Source organism: Alkalimonas cellulosilytica (assembly GCF_036325985.1).
GTDB classification, from domain to species: domain Bacteria; phylum Pseudomonadota; class Gammaproteobacteria; order Enterobacterales; family Alteromonadaceae; genus Alkalimonas; species Alkalimonas cellulosilytica.
In genome coordinates this window covers 34,082-53,016 of record NZ_JAUHLI010000008.1, presented here as the reverse complement: position 1 = coordinate 53,016, position 18,935 = coordinate 34,082, and the positions used below count along the sequence as shown (strand labels likewise).

18 protein-coding genes are annotated in these 18,935 nt (G+C 51.7%); 12 read left to right on the top strand and 6 right to left on the bottom strand.

All coding sequences use genetic code 11. The features are described from left to right. Positions 1-10: 10 nt before the first annotated feature. From QWY20_RS09245 to mnmC, 3 genes are all read right to left on the bottom strand, one after another. Positions 11-412, bottom strand: a complete 402-nt coding sequence (locus QWY20_RS09245; protein WP_330128733.1) for a response regulator — start codon at positions 410-412, stop codon at positions 11-13. Next, complete coding sequence (locus tag QWY20_RS09240) at positions 405-1,034, bottom strand: response regulator (RefSeq protein ID WP_330128732.1); 630 nt, start codon at positions 1,032-1,034, stop codon at positions 405-407. Before QWY20_RS09240 ends, QWY20_RS09245 begins: the two co-directional genes overlap by 8 nt. Before the next feature lie 123 nt (positions 1,035-1,157). After that, a complete protein-coding gene (gene mnmC, locus QWY20_RS09235) occupies positions 1,158-3,032 on the bottom strand; it encodes a bifunctional tRNA (5-methylaminomethyl-2-thiouridine)(34)-methyltransferase MnmD/FAD-dependent 5-carboxymethylaminomethyl-2-thiouridine(34) oxidoreductase MnmC (RefSeq protein WP_330128731.1) in 1,875 nt (624 codons plus the stop codon). A gap of 171 nt (positions 3,033-3,203) precedes the next feature. Between mnmC and fabB the strand changes: the two genes are divergently transcribed. The 10 genes from fabB (at position 3,204) to purF (ending at position 15,628) form a co-directional block, all read left to right on the top strand. Continuing rightward, complete coding sequence (gene fabB / locus QWY20_RS09230; protein WP_330128730.1) at positions 3,204-4,418, top strand: beta-ketoacyl-ACP synthase I; 1,215 nt, start codon at positions 3,204-3,206, stop codon at positions 4,416-4,418. 78 nt (positions 4,419-4,496) lie between these two features. After that, on the top strand, positions 4,497-5,612 hold the full coding sequence (locus QWY20_RS09225) for a 4-phosphoerythronate dehydrogenase (protein WP_330128729.1): 1,116 nt from the start codon (positions 4,497-4,499) through the stop codon (positions 5,610-5,612). A gap of 17 nt (positions 5,613-5,629) precedes the next feature. Continuing rightward, positions 5,630-6,649, top strand: coding sequence for an aspartate-semialdehyde dehydrogenase (locus QWY20_RS09220; RefSeq protein WP_330128728.1), 1,020 nt, complete (start codon positions 5,630-5,632; stop codon positions 6,647-6,649). Positions 6,650-6,923: 274 nt separating this feature from the next. After that, the gene (locus QWY20_RS09215) at positions 6,924-9,644 is read left to right on the top strand and encodes a FimV/HubP family polar landmark protein (protein WP_330128727.1); all 2,721 of its coding nucleotides are present in this window, start codon (positions 6,924-6,926) and stop codon (positions 9,642-9,644) included. Between the two features lie 129 nt (positions 9,645-9,773). Beyond that, the gene (gene truA, locus QWY20_RS09210; protein WP_330128726.1) at positions 9,774-10,568 is read left to right on the top strand and encodes a tRNA pseudouridine(38-40) synthase TruA; all 795 of its coding nucleotides are present in this window, start codon (positions 9,774-9,776) and stop codon (positions 10,566-10,568) included. A 137-nt stretch (positions 10,569-10,705) separates the two neighbouring features. Further along, entirely contained in the window at positions 10,706-11,566 is an 861-nt protein-coding gene (accD, locus tag QWY20_RS09205; protein WP_330128725.1) for an acetyl-CoA carboxylase, carboxyltransferase subunit beta, read from the top strand. 19 nt (positions 11,567-11,585) lie between these two features. Beyond that, on the top strand, positions 11,586-12,875 hold the full coding sequence (folC, locus tag QWY20_RS09200; RefSeq protein ID WP_330128724.1) for a bifunctional tetrahydrofolate synthase/dihydrofolate synthase: 1,290 nt from the start codon (positions 11,586-11,588) through the stop codon (positions 12,873-12,875). Continuing rightward, positions 12,872-13,519, top strand: coding sequence for an SPOR domain-containing protein (locus QWY20_RS09195; RefSeq protein WP_330128723.1), 648 nt, complete (start codon positions 12,872-12,874; stop codon positions 13,517-13,519). Before folC ends, QWY20_RS09195 begins: the two co-directional genes overlap by 4 nt. Before the next feature lie 58 nt (positions 13,520-13,577). Continuing rightward, complete coding sequence (locus tag QWY20_RS09190) at positions 13,578-14,066, top strand: CvpA family protein (protein WP_330128722.1); 489 nt, start codon at positions 13,578-13,580, stop codon at positions 14,064-14,066. Positions 14,067-14,110: 44 nt separating this feature from the next. After that, a complete protein-coding gene (purF, locus tag QWY20_RS09185) occupies positions 14,111-15,628 on the top strand; it encodes an amidophosphoribosyltransferase (protein ID WP_330128721.1) in 1,518 nt (505 codons plus the stop codon). Positions 15,629-15,688: 60 nt separating this feature from the next. On the opposite strand, the gene QWY20_RS09180 is transcribed toward purF, so the two are convergent. Continuing rightward, a complete protein-coding gene (locus tag QWY20_RS09180; RefSeq protein ID WP_330128720.1) occupies positions 15,689-16,288 on the bottom strand; it encodes a Yip1 family protein in 600 nt (199 codons plus the stop codon). Between the two features lie 226 nt (positions 16,289-16,514). Between QWY20_RS09180 and miaE the strand changes: the two genes are divergently transcribed. Beyond that, a complete protein-coding gene (gene miaE, locus QWY20_RS09175; RefSeq protein ID WP_330128719.1) occupies positions 16,515-17,288 on the top strand; it encodes a tRNA isopentenyl-2-thiomethyl-A-37 hydroxylase MiaE in 774 nt (257 codons plus the stop codon). 100 nt (positions 17,289-17,388) lie between these two features. After that, positions 17,389-17,559: a hypothetical protein gene (locus tag QWY20_RS09170; RefSeq protein WP_330128718.1), complete on the top strand. Its 171-nt coding sequence runs from the start codon at positions 17,389-17,391 to the stop codon at positions 17,557-17,559. 44 nt (positions 17,560-17,603) lie between these two features. Here QWY20_RS09170 and QWY20_RS09165 read toward each other — a convergent pair whose 3' ends face one another. Together QWY20_RS09165 and QWY20_RS09160 are read right to left on the bottom strand one after the other, a co-directional pair. Further along, positions 17,604-18,341: a UDP-2,3-diacylglucosamine diphosphatase gene (locus QWY20_RS09165; RefSeq protein WP_330128717.1), complete on the bottom strand. Its 738-nt coding sequence runs from the start codon at positions 18,339-18,341 to the stop codon at positions 17,604-17,606. After that, positions 18,334-18,828, bottom strand: coding sequence for a peptidylprolyl isomerase (locus tag QWY20_RS09160; RefSeq protein ID WP_330128716.1), 495 nt, complete (start codon positions 18,826-18,828; stop codon positions 18,334-18,336). The genes QWY20_RS09165 and QWY20_RS09160 overlap by 8 nt, the downstream gene beginning before the upstream one ends. Positions 18,829-18,935 lie beyond the last annotated feature (107 nt).

Below are 18,935 nucleotides of genomic sequence, written 5' to 3'. Positions count from 1 at the left end.
TTATTGATCGTTATTGTGTCAGGTATCGCTCATACAATCGAAGGGCTGCCAGGATTTTATCACCGGTAAAGGGCTTGACGATAAAACTGGCTGCGCCATCCGCCATACTTTGTTTCACATTGTCCAGGGTGCTTACGCCACTTACCATAACGATGAAGCAATCTGGCTTTAACGCTTTAAACTTTTTCAACAGCTCCAGGCCTGATGCATCGGGCAGCTCGATATCCAGGAACACCATGCCAGGCAGCTGCATGCTAAACAAGTCCATGGCGGCCGAGGCCTTACCGGCGTTAAAAAAAGTGAAGTTTCTATGGTGAATCTTACCGCTTTGACAAATGGCCATAATGTTGTTGCGCAGCAGCTGACGGGTGTAATCAACATCATCGACCAATAGTATTTTACGCTCAGCCATGCATGACCTCCTGCAGCTGTTGCTGCAAGCGAGCAAGGCGCTCTTCAATAACAGCTTCGGGCTCTTGCTGCAGCAGAGCCAGTTGCAGCTGCTTTGCTTGTTCGCTGATAGCGGGGTAACCAAAGCTGCCGGCAGAGCCCGCCAGTTTATGGCTGAGCCGCTGCAGTTCGGCCCGGTTCTGTTGCTGGTAGCAGCGCGCAAACTCTTGCAGCAACAAGGGCAGGCTTTGCAAAAATTGCTGCATCAACTCTGGTGCAATCACCAGCGCAACTGGTGCTTTAGGGGGTTGATGTTGCAACAGCTTCTGCAAATCGGCTTCTTGTAAGGGTTTTGTCAGTACACCGGTAAAGCCATCGGCAGTGATGTGATCGGCAGACATCGCGTAAATCGGGCGCTCATAACCTAATTGGCGCAACAGTGTCATGGCCTGAATGCCATCGCACACTGGCATCTGAATATCCATTAACAGCACATCATACTCGTAAGTAAGAGCCAGGCTGATGGCTTCTTCACCGTTGGAGACGCTGGTGACCTCAGCACCAAGAGCTTCGCATTGCATCTGCAGTAGCTGCTGCAAAAACTCATCATCCTCGGCCAGGATCAAGCGAATCGTTTTAATCATTGGGACACTCCCGCCAGCCATCTAAGCTATGTTCTGCTTTCATCCTAAAACCAAGGTTCAGATTGAACAAGTGTTATCTTGCGGTAAATAGGCTGCAGGCCCAAGTTTCAGACAGACAATGGCTTATTCCTGATAACGGCTGGCCGCGACAAGTTGTTGCCAGCTCAACGGCAGTGGGCTTGGCTCCTGCATCAGATCCGAAGCTAAGGCCTCCGCCAGCAATGGTGCAAACAACAGTCCCCGGGCACCAAAGCCGGTCAGTACCTGACAGTTTTTACCTGCCAGTTGCCAGCTGCCATAAAGCGGCAAATGGTCGGGCACCGTTGCCCGAACGCCTGCTCTGGACTCAATGACGCGGACGGAGCTCATCCATGCAGGTTGCTGTAAGCTGTGCTGCACCAAAGCCAGATTGGCTTCATCATCACTCGCCAGCCATTCATCACTGCTACGACTTCGATCAAAGGTAGCGCCAATGGCTTGCAGTCCCTGCCATGCTGGTGTGATATAGCCCTTGTGGCAAAGCACCGTTTTTAATGCTGCCAGTGGCTCGGCCTGGACATAACTGACCTGGCCTCGAATGCCACGCAGTGGCAGTGGGTTTTCACTAAGCAACTCATTGCTTTGATGACCAAGCGCCAACACCAGCGTTTTCGCATCCAGAGGTGGTTGTTTGCTGCTGTGCAATCGCCAACCATCGGATAGGACCTCCAGTTGCCTGATGGGCCAGTGATACTGGATGGTCATGTTTGGCTGAGTGACCAAATAACCGGCCGCAGTCCGGCAAAACTGCTGTGGGCTGAGCCAGCCGGCACTTGGATACCAGATTGCGTCAAAGGGGAGTGCTAAGCCGGCCTTTTCGCTGGCGCTTTTGGCTGAAAGGCTCTGCACCAAATCTTCAGGCCAACAAGACGACATTTTGCTCAGGCGCTTTTGCAACTGAGGGGTACAAGCCTGATGCATCACACCGCACCAATCCAGTGGGAAGTCAAAGTGCTGCTGGCTAAGCGAGAAAAACTGACGGGCAAAGTCAAAGCAACTGGCCTGGATCAGGCTGGCGCTGCTCATCTCAGCATGCAAGTTTGGATAGAGTGCTCCCTGGCGGTTTTTTGAGGCACCTTGCCCCAGCTCAGCATCAGCGCACAGCAAGCGGACTTTAGCGCCTTTTTGAAGCAATGCAAGGCTCAGGCAGACGGCGGCGATGCCTCCCCCAATAAGTGTGACTTCGTCTGCTGGCTGCTGCGAAAACTGATCTGTCTGTTGTGTTGAGTGTGCTTCGGTGTAGCTAGCGATCAGCATCTCACGTTTACGGCCAAACCCTTTGACCTTACTCACCGAAAAGCCTGCTGCCAATAAACCCCGCTTCACCACGCCGGCAGCAGTGAAGGTAGCGACTGTGGTGCCGGTTCGGCTGTGCCTGGCCAGTTGCGCAAACAAGTCGGGTTGCCACATATCCGGGTTTTTACTGGGAGCAAAACCATCCAAAAACCAGGCATCGACCGCAACCGAGCAATTTCGCTCAGGTAAGGTCTCCAGTACGTCACCCAGCCATAAATCCAGGACCACAGCGCCCTGGTCAAAGACCAGCCGATGACAGCCTGGCGTTGCCACCGGATACTGCGCAACTAGTTGCTGCGCCAACGCAGTAAACTCAGACACGGCAGACAGAGCTTCGCTTAAGTCCGATCGGCTGAGTGGGAATTTTTCAAAGCTGGTGAAATAAAGCCGCTGGCAATTTGCGGTCGGGTGTTGCTGACGATGCTGGCGAAAGCGCAACCAGGCCAACAGGAAATTACTGCCTGTGCCAAAGCCGGTCTCGGCAATATGAAAAAAAGCAGCCGGGTGATGGCGCCAGCGCTCCGGCAAACCGTTGTGTTTTAAGAACACATAGTCGGTTTCAGCCAGCCCTCCCTCATTGGAGAAATAAACATCATCAAAGCGTTCAGCGACAGGGGTACCCTGTTCGTTAAAATGAATTTTGGCGTGTTGGACAACTTTCATCAGACCCCTGACAAAATGGACTTGTAGTTTTGCTGGCAAGACGACAAAATAGCAGTCAGTGTACAAGTGTTCGCTGAAAGCGGACCACTTGGCCGGCAAAAATTCGTAAAATAGCCAGCAATTATAGTGCAATCAGGGTCGGTACTGCGAGTACCGAGACAGGAGTAAACCATGAAAAGAGCCGTTATTACCGGCATGGGCATTGTGTCCAGCATTGGCAACAATCAGCAAGAAGTGTTGGAATCGCTGCAGGCTGGGCGTTCGGGCATTACGTTTTCGCAGGAGTTCGCCGATCTGGGCTTACGCTCACAAGTCTGGGGCAATCTGAAAATCGACCCATCCAGTCTGATTGATCGTAAAGCCATGCGCTTTATGGCCGATGCTTCTGCCTATGCCTACATTGCCATGCAAGAAGCCATGGCTGATGCAGGTTTAACTGCCGAGCAGATTTCTCACCCCCGTATTGGTTTGGTTGCCGGCTCCGGTGGCGCCTCCTCAAAAACGCAGGTGGAAGCGGCCGATATCCTGCGCGAGAAAGGGGTAAAACGGGTTGGTCCTTACGCAGTGCCTAAAACCATGTCCAGCACTTGTTCCGCTTGTCTGGCCACGCCTTTTAAAATCAAAGGCGTCAATTATTCCATCAGCTCTGCCTGCGCCACCAGCGCACACTGCATCGGTCATGCGGTCGAGCTGATCCAACTGGGCAAACAGGATGTGGTCTTTGCCGGTGGCGGTGAAGAGCTGCACTGGACCCTGGCAATGGAATTTGATGCCATGGGTGCTTTATCGACCAAATACAACGAGACACCGGAAAAAGCATCCCGTACCTACGATGCCAATCGCGATGGCTTTGTGATTAGCGGTGGCGGCGGCATGGTGGTGGTTGAAGAGCTGGAGCATGCCCTGGCACGTGGCGCCAATATCATCGCTGAAGTGGTGGGCTATGGTGCCACCTCGGATGGCTTTGATATGGTAGCACCCAGTGGTGAAGGTGCAGTGCGCTGCATGCAAATGGCGATGCAGCAGCTGGATGGCCCGGTTGATTATGTCAACACCCATGGTACCAGCACGCCGGTTGGCGATGTGAAAGAACTGGCAGCGATTCAGGAAGTGTTTGCCGGTCAATCACCTGCAATCAGTGCGACCAAGGCCATGACCGGTCACTCCCTTGGCGCAGCGGGCGTGCATGAAGCCATCTATTCATTGTTGATGTTAAAGCACCAGTTTGTTGCTCCTTCCATTAATATCGACCAGTTGGATGAAGCCGCTGCAGGTTTGAATATTGTTACCGAAATGACCAAGCGCGAGCTGAACAGCGTAATGTCGAATAGCTTTGGTTTCGGTGGCACCAATGCCACACTGGTGATGAAACGTTACCATGGGTAGAATAGCCACTGGTGAACCTGGATAGACTTGGGTACAAAACCACCGCTGGCCGGTGGTTTTTTTATGGAGTGCGCTCAGATGATTATTTATGCTGATGACTACATGCCTTATGCCAGGCAATTCTTTGCCGGTTTTGGCGAAGTGCGGTTGTTTTCCGGCCGCCAACTGCAGCCAGAGCAACTGCAGGATGCGGATGTACTGCTGGTGCGCTCCATCACTCAGGTGAATGCGGCCTTATTGGCCAAAGCCAGTCACTTGCGTTTTGTCGGTACCGCAACAATTGGCACGGATCATGTCGATCAACCCTATCTGGCAGAGCGCGGCATTGCCTTTAGCAGTGCGCCAGGTTGCAATGCCCGGGCTGTGGTGGAATACATTGTCAGCAGTTTATTTTGCCTGGCGGAGCGTTACCAGTGGTCGTTGACAGAGCAAGTCATTGGTATTGTTGGGGTGGGCAATATTGGCCAGCCGCTGGCTGATGTGTTGCAACTGTTGGGTTGCAAGGTCTTGCTGTGCGATCCGCTTCGGGCACAGAGCGAGCCCGACTTTCCGCATCAGCCTTTGGAAGCATTGCTCGCTGAGGCGGATGTACTCAGTTTTCATGTGCCACATACCAGGCAGGGGCCGCACCCGACCCATCATCTGATTAATGCTGATACATTAGCGCGCCTCAAGCCCAACTGCGCTTTACTGAATGCCTGCCGTGGGGCGGTATTTGACAATCAGGCACTGCTGGTCGAAGCACAAAGCGGCCGGCAACGGCCACTGGTGCTGGATGTTTGGGAGCAGGAGCCGACTATTTTATTGCCACTACTTCCTTATCTGGACATCGCCACAGCGCACATTGCCGGTCACAGCATTGAAGGCAAAGCCAGAGGCACCGAACAGCTGTATCAACAACTGTGTCAGCTGCTGGACATGCCTGTGACGCATCGTTTGAGTGATTTTTGCCCCTTGCCGGCGATCAGTGCGGTACAAATAACTGAAAATTTTGGGCTTCCAGATGTCCAAAATCTATTCAGATTGGTATATGATGTGCGACGTGATGATGCCTTATTGCGTCATCACATTCATCAGCAAGGGTTTGACTGGCTTCGTAAACACTATCCGGCCCGGCGAGAGTGCAGCAGCATAGCGCTCTATGGCACCAAGGTGCCCGATTGGCTGTATCAAATTGGCTTTAGGCAAGCGTAACAAGAGGAACAGATATTATGGCTCAGCAGTACAATGTTGCCGTGCTGGGTGCGACCGGCCTGGTTGGTCAGCACCTCATCGAACTACTGGAACAGCGTGATTTTCCGGTCAATCAGTTATTCCCTTTGGCCAGCAGCCGCTCTGCTGGCAGCAAAGTCAATTTTCGCGGCAAGAAAGTGACTGTACTGGATGTAGAGCAATTTGACTGGACTCAGGCACAAATTGGATTATTTTCCGCAGGCGGCAGTGTGTCAGCAATTTATGCACCTAAAGCGGCTGATGCCGGCTGTGTGGTGATCGACAATACTTCGCACTACCGCTACGAGGCCGATATTCCATTGGTGGTGCCTGAAGTGAATGCTGCCGCTCTGGCTGATTTTCGCAATCGCAACATCATTGCCAACCCGAACTGTTCCACCATTCAGATGCTGGTCGCCTTAAAGCCGATTTACGATGCGGTTGGGATTAGTCGTATCAATGTAGCAACTTATCAGTCGGTCAGTGGTGCAGGCCAGCAAGCGGTTGAAGCCTTAGCGCATGAGACAGCGCAATTAATGAATGGCCGCCCGATTGAAGAAAAAGGCCAGTTCAGCCGTCAGATCGCGTTTAATGTGATCCCACAGATAGATGTGTTCCTGGATAATGACTACACCAAAGAAGAAATGAAAATGCACTGGGAAACCCAGAAAATCTTTGGGGATGACAGCATTGCCGTCAATGCCACGGCGGTGCGGGTACCGGCCTTTTATGGTCATGCTGAAGCGGTCCATATCGAAACCCGTCAGCCACTGGATGCGGATCAAGCCAAAGCACTACTGGCCAATGCTCCTGGCGTGGTATTGTTGGAGCAGAATGAAGATTTCCCGACCCAGGTGAGTCATGCGGCCGGCCATGATGAGGTTTTTGTTGGCCGGGTACGCAAAGATATCTCGCATGAGCTTGGCTTAAACCTATGGGTGGTAGCAGACAATATCCGCAAAGGCGCTGCGACCAACAGCATTCAAATTGCAGAGCACTTGATACGGGATTATCTGTAAGCGTTTTGCCTGAAAAAAGCCAACCTTGTGTTGGCTTTTTTTTCATTTCTAAATCCCGCTTGGCTGGCAGCTGGTAAAGTTCTGCTTTATAGTGCCGTTATAGACGAGATGGAATGTTGTTTGCATAGGTTTTTGCATAGATTACTAGATAGACCCCGTGTAGATTCTGTCTGAATTTTTCAGTGATTCAGGGTAGCGATGCCCTGGTGGCCGATTTTAACGCATCAGACAGCCACGAAAGCCCGGCAGGTGCCGGTTGGATTAGGAAGCATACATGCAGCTCTGGCGAATTTTTTTTCTGATTTGTCTTGTCAATTTACCGACGCTGGCGATTGCCAATGATGGTAGCACCCCTATTCGCGGCCCAAGATCTGCGGATCAACAAAGCCGGGTGCAGCAACTTGGCCCAATCACACCGACGGATACACTCTGGCGCTTAGCGCAGCAAGTGCGGCCGGATGGAGCTGATATGTATCAGGTGATGTATGCGATCTACCTGAAAAACCCGCAAGCCTTTTTAGACAACAACTTCAATCACCTTCGTACCGGTGCCATGCTGGATGTGCCCTCACTGCGTGAAATTCGTGCGGTTGATCCGGTACAAGCGCGGCAAAAATCAACCGCCGATGATGAGAGCTGGGCCAGACGTGCCAGAGCCAGTCAGCCAGCGGCAACCGAGCCTGCCCAGGCAGCACAACCAGCAGTCAGTCAGCAACTGCAGCAAACGGTGGAGCGGCTGGAGCAAGAGCAGCAGCAACAATTGCAGCAATTGCGCTATCGGTTTGGTGAGTCGATGCTGTTGGTGGAAGGCATCATGCAGGAAAATCAGGGCTTGAAAAATACCCTGGACTCAGTCCAGCAGCAGTTGGATGCGTTAAAAGCACAAATGGCTCAGGATGCAGAACTACAGCGCGAGCTGGAGCAGATGGTCCGCTTACAGGCTGAGTGGATGGCCGAGCAACAAGCCATGCAGCAACTTGAAAGCGGTTCGGGGTGGCAGCAACTAGTCACAAGTCCGGCATTCTGGGTGCTGGCGGCTTCGGTGCCAGCGCTTGGGATCTTGTTGGGGCTACTGGTCTGGATCAAGCGGCGGAGTAAACGTGCTCAGGAAACTATCGAAGCGGCGACAGCCGAGCCCAAGGCTACCAGTAACTATCAGTCACCATTGCCAGAGGTGGATGACAGCCTGGATATGGATGACTCACTCTTTAGTCTGGATGACTCTTTGCTGGATGATGCTTTCGGTGAGGATGTGGATGATAGCCCGGTCAATTTAAGCGATGATCTGCTGGATGATGAAGTCTTGCTGGACGACAGCAGTATAGGGGCGTCTGATGATTTTCTGGATGATGACGCCTTGCTCGAAGATGACTCTTTGCTCGAAGAGGATTCTTTGTTGGATGAAGGAAGTTTGTTGGAGGATGCCAGCTTATCTCAGTCTGACACAGACTTGAGTGACGATGCGGCAGAGTTTGACCCCGACAACATCCTGTCAGGAACCGACCTGGACTCACTCTTCGCTGAGGCCGATGATGAAGCTGATACCCAATCCGCTAGTACGGATGATTTTGATGATGAGATACTGGAAGAGATAGAGCTGGATATACCAGAAGACGAACCAGCTGAGCAGGAAACCCCCAAGGCGAAAGCTGCTGAGGCAACGGAGCCAGATCCGTTGAATGACGAACTGGAACCGGAGCCATCGTCACTGCTGGATGATGAAGCGGATGAGGTCGTGTCGGATGAGGCTTTAGCCGCAGATGCGCTGGAGTCAGAACAAAGCTTTGATAGTTCAGAGTTGGATGCTTTTGCCGAAAGTTTGGTAGAAGAAAGCCTGGCTGCTGAAGCCTCGGCAGGTCTCGACCAGGACGACGATGACGTGGTTGAAGATGTAGACGCACTGCTCGACGCACTAGCAGCAGATGGCACAGAGCCGCAGTCAGAGAGTCCGAGCAGTGTGCAATTGGACGATACCGAACTGGAAGATGTCACCGGTGAAACAGGACAGGATGCGCTGATGCAGTTACTGCGTGAAGACTCTGAACAGGACGACAGTGCTGTTGCGATGCCAGATGAGTTGTCGACCGATCAGGATGACGATTTGATGGTGTCTGAAGAAGATGAACTTCAGCGTGAAGCGGAGACAGAGGCTGAATACCTGACTGATTTTGCTGATTTAGAAGATGATTTCCCGGCAGAGACGGTCGATGGCAGTGAACTTGAAACCCCTAACTTGACTGATCTCGATGATGACTCAGTGAGCCCACCTTCAGCTGCCGCGCGCTCGGTCGAGAATCCGAGTGAAGTGTTGGATGAATACCCTGAGTTGGAGTTGACTGAAGACGTCACTGGCTCTGAAACAGACAGTCGGATAGAAGCTGACCTGGACGACGAGGCGTTGACCGCTTCGGCTGTGGTTGAGGACGATGATGCTGCTGAAGGAATTGAATCTGCTCAGGTTCCAGCAGCCGATCAGGACGACAGCTTTGATGATGATTTGCTGCAAGCACAGGATGAGACGGACTTAGCCGATGAGTTTGGTAGTGAGGTGCAGCTGAGTGAGGATGACGAAACTGATTTTGACGCCTTGTTATCAGAATTGGAACAGATGGCGGAGCGTGTCTCTGAGCAGAGTGATGAGGCAGCTGATTTGCCAGATAGTGCCGCTGGTCCTGAGGTAGGTGAAGTTTCTGACGACGATTTTCAGGATATTGATCGATTGTTGGCAGAAGCCAATGAACGTGCTGCTTCAGCTCAAACGCCAGACTTACACATGGCGTTGGATTTGGAGGATTACCAGCAGGTGCTGGATCAGGCTGAGCTTGCCGATGAGCACAGCGAATACGCCGCTCAACTGGATTTGATCCGGGCTTATCTGGAAATAGACGATCAGGACAGTGCCGGGCAAGTGATTAAAGAACTACTCAACTCCGATGCACCGGCTGCGATGAAAGAGGAAGTCAAGCAATTGCAGCAGAGCAAATCAGCGGATTAGGCTCTGATGCAGTAATCAGTAACACCGCTTGCTGGGCAGCAGCGATTCGGGTTGTTATAATGCCCACTTTATAAAACCAGGCTGGTGAAACGCTGCGCCTGGTTTTTTATGTGGCTGAATGAGGTGTGCATGCGGATTGCGCTTGGAATTGAGTACGATGGTTCGGCATTTTATGGCTGGCAGCGCCAGCAGGAAGTGGCCAGCGTACAGCAGCATCTGGAGCAAGCCTTGTCCCGGGTTGCTGATGAAGCCATTCTGACCCAATGCGCTGGTCGAACCGATGCAGGGGTTCATGCTACCGGGCAGGTAGTGCACTTTGATAGCCGCGCGGAGCGTTCAGACAAAGGCTGGATTATGGGAACCAACAGTCACTTGCCTGCGGGCATCAGTGTGCGTTGGGCGAAACAGGTGCCGGATGATTTCCATGCCCGTTTTTCTGCTACTGCCAGGCGCTATCGTTACATTATTTTGAACCAGCCCTACCGGCCAGCCATTTTGCAGGCTGGTTTAAGCCACTATCATCAGCCACTGGATGCACAGCGAATGCACCAGGCTGGTCAGTGCTTGCTGGGCGAGCATGACTTTAGTGCTTTTCGGGCCATCCAGTGTCAGTCGAAAAGTCCGAATCGCTTTATTCATCATCTGAATGTGCAACGTGTTGGGCCTTATGTGGTGATTGATATCAAAGCCAACGCCTTTGTCCATCATATGGTCCGCAACATTACCGGGTCATTGCTTGAAGTGGGTATGGGACGACAGCCAGTCGACTGGTTGGCTGAATTACTGGCTGCTAAAGATCGGACCAAAGCGGCGGCGACAGCCAAAGCTGGTGGTCTTTATCTGGTCGCGGTAGACTATCCTGCAGCATATCAGCTACCAGTGACTGAGCCAGGGCCACTGTTTTTACCGGCACAACTGGACTGACTACTAAGACCAGTTTTTTATATTAACATGCGCCGTTTTTATGCTTTAATAGCCACCGTTTTCAGAATTTCGGTGCATTTCAGCCCAAATAAGTAAGGCTTTATGGTGTGAACACCGAAAGCCGATTAGGAATCGATATGAGTTGGTTAGAAAAGATCCTTCCCCGAACTTCGACTTCTGCACGCCGCAATATTCCTGAGGGCGTCTGGACCAAATGCACGGCTTGTGATGCCGTTTTGTACAAGGCTGATCTGGACAGGCAGCTTGGCGTTTGCCCGAAGTGCGATCATCATATGCGGGTCAGTGCCCGTGATCGCCTGACCATGTTTCTTGATAGCAACACGGCCACGGAATTGGCGGCGGATTTAGAACCGCAGGATCTGCTGAAGTTTAAAGACAGCAAACGTTACAAGGACCGTATTACTGCGGCGCAAAAAGAAACCGGTGAAAAAGACGCCATGCTGGTGATGCATGGCCAGCTGAAAGGCATGCCGGTAGTTGCATCAGCCTTTGAGTTTAACTTTATGGGCGGCTCGATGGCATCAGTAGTGGGTGCCAAGTTTGTGAAAGGCGTCGAGTATGCGATCGAGCACAAGGTTCCCTACATCTGTTTTTCTGCCAGTGGTGGCGCCAGGATGCAGGAAGCCTTACTCTCTTTGATGCAAATGGCGAAAACCAGTGCAGCGTTAGCCAAGTTAAGTGAGCAAGGGCTGCCCTATGTGTCGGTACTGACGGATCCAACCATGGGCGGGGTTTCTGCCAGTCTGGCGATGCTTGGGGATATCAATATTGGCGAGCCAAAAGCGCTGATTGGTTTTGCCGGTCCGCGGGTGATTGAACAGACCGTGCGGGAAAAGCTACCGGAAGGTTTCCAGCGCAGCGAATTTCTGCTGGACCATGGTGCTATTGATATGATTGTTGACCGCCGCGAAATGCGCGATACAATTGCCCGACTTGTGGCTAAATTTATGCAGTTGCCCGCTCCACAACAGGAGTAAGTCAACTGCTCAGGGAATTATGAGCACCTTAACCTCCCTCACCAGCCAATCGTGTCAAACTCTGGACGATTGGCTTTGCTTTATTGAGCAGCAACACCCGCAACATAAAATTGAACTTGGCCTGGAACGTGTCCGCCAGGTGGCAGAGCGAGCTGGCTTGCAGCAACTGCCTGGCCGGGTAGTATTGATTGCCGGTACCAATGGAAAGGGCACCACCGCCCGTTGCATGGAGCAATTGCTGCTGGCACAGGGATTGACGGTTGCTGTCTACAGTTCGCCACATTTATTACGGTTTAACGAGCGTTTGCGTTTCAATCTGCAGGATGCCACCGATGCCGACTGGATCAGAGCACTGGCGTTTATTGAACAGCTGCGCCAGGATATTGAACTGACCTATTTTGAGTTCACGACGCTTGCTGCATTTTATCTCATCAAAGATTTCCAGCCAGATATAGCCCTGATCGAAGTCGGTTTGGGTGGTCGCCTCGATGCAACCAATATTGTCGAGCCAGAGCTCAGTATTCTTACCACCATCGATCTGGACCATCAAGACTGGCTTGGACCAGACCGCGAGGCCATTGGCCGTGAGAAAGCGGGTGTTTTCCGGGCAAATCAGGTGGCCGTGGTGGCAGAGCAACAATTGCCAGCCAGTGTAGTTGACGTTGCTGCTTGTCTGGGAACTCAACTACTGCGTGCTGGTCAGGATTATCACTGGCAAGCAGGGCAGAATAGCTGGAGCTGGCACAGTGCCTCAGTTGCACTGACTGAACTGCCACTGCTGTCGATCCCTCTACAAAATGCTGCGACGGCGCTGATGGCCTTGCAACAACTGGGTCTGCTGTCGGAAATGCCTGCTCAAATTACTCAGGCACTGGCCGAAGTTTCATTAGCCGGACGCATGCACTGGTTGCAACAAAAACCAGCCGTGTTGCTGGATGTGGCGCACAACCCCCAGTCCATTCAGTATTTGGCAGAGCAATTAAAGACCTTGAGAATAGGGCACCGCCGGCTGATAGCGCTTTGTGGAATGATGACGGACAAAATAAAACCAGGAGCGCTGGATGCATTGCTTGAATTGATCGATCACTGGGTTTTAGTTAGCTTGCCACGGCCGCGAGGCGCGGCAGCGGAACTATTGTTGAGCATTCTGCCAGACAACTGCTCGGTCAGCTGCTTTAACGATGTGCAGAGCGGGTTTGAACAGACTCTACAACAGTTGCAGCAGGATGATTTATTGCTGGTGTTTGGTTCATTTGTTACTGTGTCAGCGGTACTTGGCCTAAGCACCGCTTTACCGGAGGCGAAATGACACGAGCTTTTAAACAACGCTTATTGGGCGCTTGCATTTTAATGATTGCAGCCGTGGTGTTTTTACCGGACTTATTGGATGGTGAAAAACAGGTGCTGAAAGATGATTTCGAGCAAATCCCAGCCCGCCCTGAGTTTCAGGGTGTACAGGAGCAGCAGTTGTTGGATAGTGCCGCGGTGATTGCCCGGCGTGAGCAAGCTTTGGCGGAGCCAACGCTGGATATTGAGCCTGCAGATGCAGATACAACTGCTGAAACCCAAAGCCGCAGCGCTGATAGTGACGAATTGCCTTCCCAAGCCTACGCTCAGGTCACGGTTGGGGAAAGCTCGGCAAGCCTTGCGCGTCCGGCGACAGCGGTAGCAGAAACCTCCTCACAACTGCTGACGGAGCGGGCCTGGACGGTGCGGGTTGGTAGTTTTGGTCGGGCACAAAATGCTGAAGAGCTGGTCACGCGCCTGAACGATGCTGGTTTTCGTACTTACACTCGTCAGGTCACCAACAGTCAGGGTGTTCAGCTGACCAGTGTTTTTGTAGGGCCAGATCTGCGCCGAGAAGTGCTGGAACAACGCTTAACAGAGCTTAGAACCATTGCCCGGGATGATCGCCTGGTGATCAGCAACTACCAGCCGCTGGAAAATAATTAGGCAAGGGCTGGTGACTTTGATAGAATGCGCGCCGTGATCAGACATCCTTTGGTATTTCATGGTTTGGATTGATTTTGTCATTCTGGCTATCATCGCGCTTTCAACAGTGATCAGTCTGGTGCGCGGTTTTGTCAAAGAAGCGGTTTCTTTGATCGTCTGGATCCTTGCCTTTTTTATTGCCAGTTATTACTACCCGCATTTGGCTGCTTACTTTACCAGCCTGGATGATGAGATCCTGCGCAACGCCCTGGCCATTGCCATCCTTTTTGTTTGTTCCCTCATCCTGGGAGCTTTAGTCAACTTTCTTATCAGCAAGCTGGTCCAATCCACCGGTTTAAGTGGAACAGACCGGGTGCTGGGTCTTATTTTTGGTGCTTTACGTGGTGTACTGTTAGTTAGCGCAGTGCTGTTTTTTGTCGATGCCTTTACCGGTGCCGGCAAAACCGATTGGTGGCAGAGCTCGCTATTGATCCCTGAGTTCCGATTTATCATTGAGTGGTTCTTCGATTATTTGCAGCATCACTCGAGTTTTATGCAACAGCCCTAATACCTGTTTGTCGTGGGTTATTAGTTTTAGGCGAGGAAAATTCCATGTGTGGTATTGTTGGTATTGTTGGTAAGTATCCGGTCAATCAGGCGTTGTACGATGGCCTGACGGTGTTGCAACACCGGGGCCAGGATGCCGCTGGCATCGTGACGGTGGATAACAACACCTTGCGTTTGCGTAAAGCAAATGGCCTGGTGAAAGATGTGTTTCATACCCGCCATATGCTGCGCTTGTCTGGCAATATTGGCATTGGTCATGTCCGTTACCCAACGGCCGGCTCCTCCAGCACTGCTGAAGCGCAGCCGTTTTATGTCAACAGCCCTTTTGGCATTGCCATGGCACACAATGGCAACCTGACCAACTCAGAGCAACTGACTGAAGAGATTTTCCGACGGGCCAGGCGCCATATTAATACCACCTCGGACTCCGAGATCCTGCTGAATGTGTTTGCGCATGAACTGCAACAAAACAACACCTTGGCATTGACCGCCGAGGACGTGTTCCAGGCAGTCACAGCTGTACATCGCAAAGTCAGGGGAGGCTATGCCGTGGTCTCCCTGATCATTGGCCATGGTCTGGTAGCCTTTCGCGATCCGAACGGCATTCGCCCATTGGTGATTGGCAAGCGCGAGACGGAAGCGGGTACCGAATACATGGTAGCCTCGGAAAGCGTAGCACTGGATGCGGATGGTTTTACGGTGATGCGGGATGTGTATCCAGGTGAAGCCGTCTACATTACCGAAGATGGTGAGCTGTTCACCCAGCAATGTGCCGAGAATCCGGGCTACAGCCCTTGTATTTTTGAGTATGTCTATTTCGCCCGGCCAGACTCAACCATTGACAATATCTCGGTCTATGCCTCACGGGTCGCTATGGGCACCAAGTTGGGTGAGAAAATTAAGCGGGAGTGGGCGCATCTGGACATCGACGTGGTGATCCCCATTCCGGAAACCAGCAATGATGCGGCGCTGCAGATTGCCCATGAGCTGGGCTTGCCTTACCGGCAGGGCTTTGTGAAAAATCGCTACATTGGTCGTACTTTTATTATGCCTGGCCAGGTAGAGCGCAGAAAATCAGTGCGCCGCAAATTAAACGCCATCCAGCAAGAGTTTAAAGGCAAAAATGTGTTGCTGGTGGATGACTCCATTGTACGGGGTACTACCTCGCAGCAAATCATTGAAATGGCCCGCGATGCCGGTGCTAAAAAAGTGTACTTTGCTTCTGCTGCACCAGAAGTACGTTTTCCTAATGTGTACGGCATTGATATGCCATCAGCCAATGAGTTGATTGCACATGGTCATGATGTCGACAGTATTTGTGAGAACATCGGTGCAGATGGGTTGATATTCCAGTCGCTGGAAGACTTGATTGCCGCTGTGCGCACGGTCAACCCGGAGATCAAGCGCTTTGAAACCTCGGTGTTCGATGGGGTTTATGTTACCAACGATATCGATCAGGATTACCTGAACCGGTTGGATCAACAGCGTAGCGATGGAGCAAAAAATCGTAATGCTGCCATGGCGATGGCAACCAACCTGGAAACCTACAACGAAGCCGATTAAGCCTTCGCTTCATACAACAAAAGCCGCAATTGCGGCTTTTGTTGTATCTGTGGCAGTTAACTAGTGTGTAAAGGCTGGGCCAAAGCCGGAACTCCACAAAATGGCGGTGCCGGTCAGCACACATACCAGCAAAATTAAACCGCAGGTGACCACAGAGCTGGCATAGATAAAGCCTCGCTCTTCCGGGATGTGCATCAGAATAGGCACACCAACGTAGAGCAGGTAGACCGAGTATGCCAGTCCTGCTAAACCAACCAGCATCACAAACCATAGCTCTGGATACAGAGCGGCAAACCCCACCATAAACAAAGGCGTAGAGGTGTAAGCCGCCAGTTCCAGTGTTTGGGTATAGGTGGGCTCAGAGCCAAAGGTATGCGCCATCCAATGTGCCAGGAAGGCCAGCGCAAAAACACCGCCAATCAAGGCAAAGTACATGGCAACAGACAGCATCAGGGCACTGTCCGAGGTTAGTTTAATGGTATCCCCCACACCAATACTCCAGCCAATATGCACGGCTGAGTAATAAGCACAGATGGATGGAATCAGCGCAATAATCAAAATGTGCGCCAGGCTGTAACGAAAACTTTCATGGCGCTGGTCGATGGTATGCCACTCTTCTTTCGGGTGGGCATAAAGTCCCCATAGGTGGTTCAATATCATAATTATTATCCTTCACACTGCCTACGTCTTATGCAATCAGCACTGTTGTACCAATTGGGTTATACCAGAGTACCTACTAGGTATAGTTCAGTTATGGCCAAATTTAGCCCGGCCGTCAAGTCATGTTGCACAAAATTTGATCCGGATCAGTTCTCTAGACCTAAACGCTGGTTGCACCGGGGGGAAATCGCTATAATGCCTTTTTCTAAAGCTTCTTTGTAACCGAATGAATACTGCTGAACTTGCCAACTTGCTGGCACCTATTCACCAATTTTTGCATTGCCGAACACCAGATGCCTGGCTTGAACAAGCGGCCTTACCGGATCGATTACCAGCATTACTGATTGATCATATGCACTGTGAATTAAAAGCAGCCCAAAGTGCAGCCTTGCTGATCCGTCGCTATGCCACCGATGATGCTTCAGCTCAGGCTTTGCTCGGTTGGCTTAAGCCCTATGAAGACTTTGTTTATCGCAAAGTAGGGGATGGCAACTTTAGTCAGAGTAAAAATGCACTGATAGGCCAGCTCACGGCTAAGGGCACCGCACCCTGGCAGTCGCAAGTGCTGGATAAAATGGTGCGGCTGATTAAAGAAGAGCTGCATCATTTTGAGCAGGTACTCGATTTTATCCGTCAGCGCGGCATTGCCATTCAGCCACTGAGTGCAGCAGGTTATGCATCGGGTTTATTGCGGCATGTGCGCAGCCGTGATCCTGGTTTACTGGTCGATAAGTTGATCATTGGTGCTTTGATTGAAGCCCGCTCCTGTGAACGTTTTGCCACTCTGGCCCCCTTGCTGGATGATGAGTTGCAGCGCTTTTATATCTCTTTGCTGCGCTCTGAAGCACGCCATTATCAGGATTATCTGCAACTGGCGGCTGAAATCAGTGCAGAGCCAATTGATGAAAGGGTACAGCAACTGGCGCTGATTGAAGCGACACTGATTTTACAGCCCGATGCCGAATTTCGTTTTCATAGTGGGGTGCCGGCTGCAGCCTAATGGCAGCAGTGCTTGAAAAATGAGCGGTTGTCGATTAAGCTTAGCTTCAGCATCGATGGATTATGATGCTTGTGTACGCTAAAGGTGAAGGAGACACACCATGAATGCACTACCACAATCGCAAGAGACTACCCGCAGCTCAAACCAGTCGAAAGACCATTATCAACCAGCGCGTGGCCATTTTGGCGAGGCACCATCCTTATTGGCTGGTAATAAACCTTTTAGTGAGCGGCCAGAGTTAGAGCCAACCGCTATCCTAGGCTACAACTAAGTGAGCCGCCAGTTCCGACGGTTGGCTGCTTTGCGTTCAGGGTCTTATAGATCCTGAAAGAACAGCTGCCAGTCGTCGGCACTGACTTTCAGATAGCTGGCTTGCTGGTACCAATCACCCAGCACATAACGCTGGCCTGTGCCCTGCGCTAAGGGTACCTGGTGCACCTTGGGTCGGTGGGTATGGCCGTGGATCAGATGGCGAACTCCCGCCTCCTCCATCACTCGTACTACTTCCTCCGGGGTCACATCCATAATCTGATTTGCGTCACCGGTTAATGTTGCTTTGTAGGCCGCACTTTTATGGCGGGCTTTTTTGGCCAAACGCTGACGATACCACAGTGGTAACGACAACATCAGGTTTTGCCACCAGCGTTGATCCCACCAGCGACGAAACTTCTGGTACTTGATATCGGCAGTGCAGAGACTATCGCCATGCATGATCAGGGTAGGGGTACCGTACAGCTCAATCACCTTGTGGGCCGGTAATAACTGCATGCCGGCACTTTTCGCATAGCGCTCACGCAGTAAAAAGTCACGATTACCGTGAATAAAGTACACCGGTACCTGCTGGCTTAACTGTTTTAGCTGGCTGGCAACCTCGCAGAGCAGTGGCTCCGGATTATCATCGCCAATCCAGACTTCAAACAAATCGCCCAAAATATAGAGCGCATCCGCCTGCACGGCATCCTGCTGAAGAAACTGCAAAAAAGCGCTGGTGATATCGGCTCGCTCAGCGCTTAAATGCAGATCGGCGATAAAAAGCGTGTGCGGCTTAACCATTCAGCTCAGCGCGCTCGATCACCACCGGCTCGGCAGGAACATCGGCATGAGGGCCATGGCGACCGGTTTGTACCGCCGTGATTTTTTCCACCACATCCATGCCGGCACTTACTTTGCCAAACACGCAGTAGCCCCAGCCCTGGCTGTTTTCGGCCCGGAAGTTCAGGAAGTCGTTATCTGCCACATTGATAAAAAACTGGCAGGTGGCTGAGTGTGGATCCGAGGTACGGGCCATGGCAATGGTGCCAATGGTATTGGCTACCTGGTTGTTGGCTTCATTTTTGATGGCTGCTTTGGTGGGCTTTTGCTGCATATCGCTGGTAAAGCCGCCACCCTGAATCATAAAGCCCGGAATCACCCGGTGAAAAATGGTGCCATCGAAAAAGCCGTCTTTTACATAACTTAAAAAATTCTCCACCGTGGCAGGTGCTTTGTCGGCGAAGAGTTCCAGCGTAATAACGCCAAAATTGGTATGCAATTGAACCATGGGATCTTCCTTCTAAGAAAAAAAGTCATTGTAGCCTTTTTTTGCCTGCTGCGACATAGCGCGAAAGGGCGGTGCGATGCTAAACTAGCGCTTTCGTTCAAAGAGCA

Coding starts and splice junctions, on each gene's coding strand:
- QWY20_RS09225 (WP_330128729.1), top strand. CDS start 4,497: ATGATTATTTATGCTGATGACTACATGCCTTATGCCAGGCAATTCTTT.
- QWY20_RS09170 (WP_330128718.1), top strand. CDS start 17,389: ATGAATGCACTACCACAATCGCAAGAGACTACCCGCAGCTCAAACCAG.
- accD (WP_330128725.1), top strand. CDS start 10,706: ATGAGTTGGTTAGAAAAGATCCTTCCCCGAACTTCGACTTCTGCACGC.
- folC (WP_330128724.1), top strand. CDS start 11,586: ATGAGCACCTTAACCTCCCTCACCAGCCAATCGTGTCAAACTCTGGAC.
- QWY20_RS09245 (WP_330128733.1), bottom strand. CDS start 412: ATGGCTGAGCGTAAAATACTATTGGTCGATGATGTTGATTACACCCGT.
- QWY20_RS09215 (WP_330128727.1), top strand. CDS start 6,924: ATGCAGCTCTGGCGAATTTTTTTTCTGATTTGTCTTGTCAATTTACCG.
- QWY20_RS09240 (WP_330128732.1), bottom strand. CDS start 1,034: ATGATTAAAACGATTCGCTTGATCCTGGCCGAGGATGATGAGTTTTTG.
- fabB (WP_330128730.1), top strand. CDS start 3,204: ATGAAAAGAGCCGTTATTACCGGCATGGGCATTGTGTCCAGCATTGGC.
- purF (WP_330128721.1), top strand. CDS start 14,111: ATGTGTGGTATTGTTGGTATTGTTGGTAAGTATCCGGTCAATCAGGCG.
- QWY20_RS09160 (WP_330128716.1), bottom strand. CDS start 18,828: ATGGTTCAATTGCATACCAATTTTGGCGTTATTACGCTGGAACTCTTC.
- QWY20_RS09195 (WP_330128723.1), top strand. CDS start 12,872: ATGACACGAGCTTTTAAACAACGCTTATTGGGCGCTTGCATTTTAATG.
- truA (WP_330128726.1), top strand. CDS start 9,774: ATGCGGATTGCGCTTGGAATTGAGTACGATGGTTCGGCATTTTATGGC.
- miaE (WP_330128719.1), top strand. CDS start 16,515: ATGAATACTGCTGAACTTGCCAACTTGCTGGCACCTATTCACCAATTT.
- QWY20_RS09165 (WP_330128717.1), bottom strand. CDS start 18,341: ATGGTTAAGCCGCACACGCTTTTTATCGCCGATCTGCATTTAAGCGCT.
- QWY20_RS09180 (WP_330128720.1), bottom strand. CDS start 16,288: ATGATATTGAACCACCTATGGGGACTTTATGCCCACCCGAAAGAAGAG.
- QWY20_RS09190 (WP_330128722.1), top strand. CDS start 13,578: ATGGTTTGGATTGATTTTGTCATTCTGGCTATCATCGCGCTTTCAACA.
- mnmC (WP_330128731.1), bottom strand. CDS start 3,032: ATGAAAGTTGTCCAACACGCCAAAATTCATTTTAACGAACAGGGTACC.
- QWY20_RS09220 (WP_330128728.1), top strand. CDS start 5,630: ATGGCTCAGCAGTACAATGTTGCCGTGCTGGGTGCGACCGGCCTGGTT.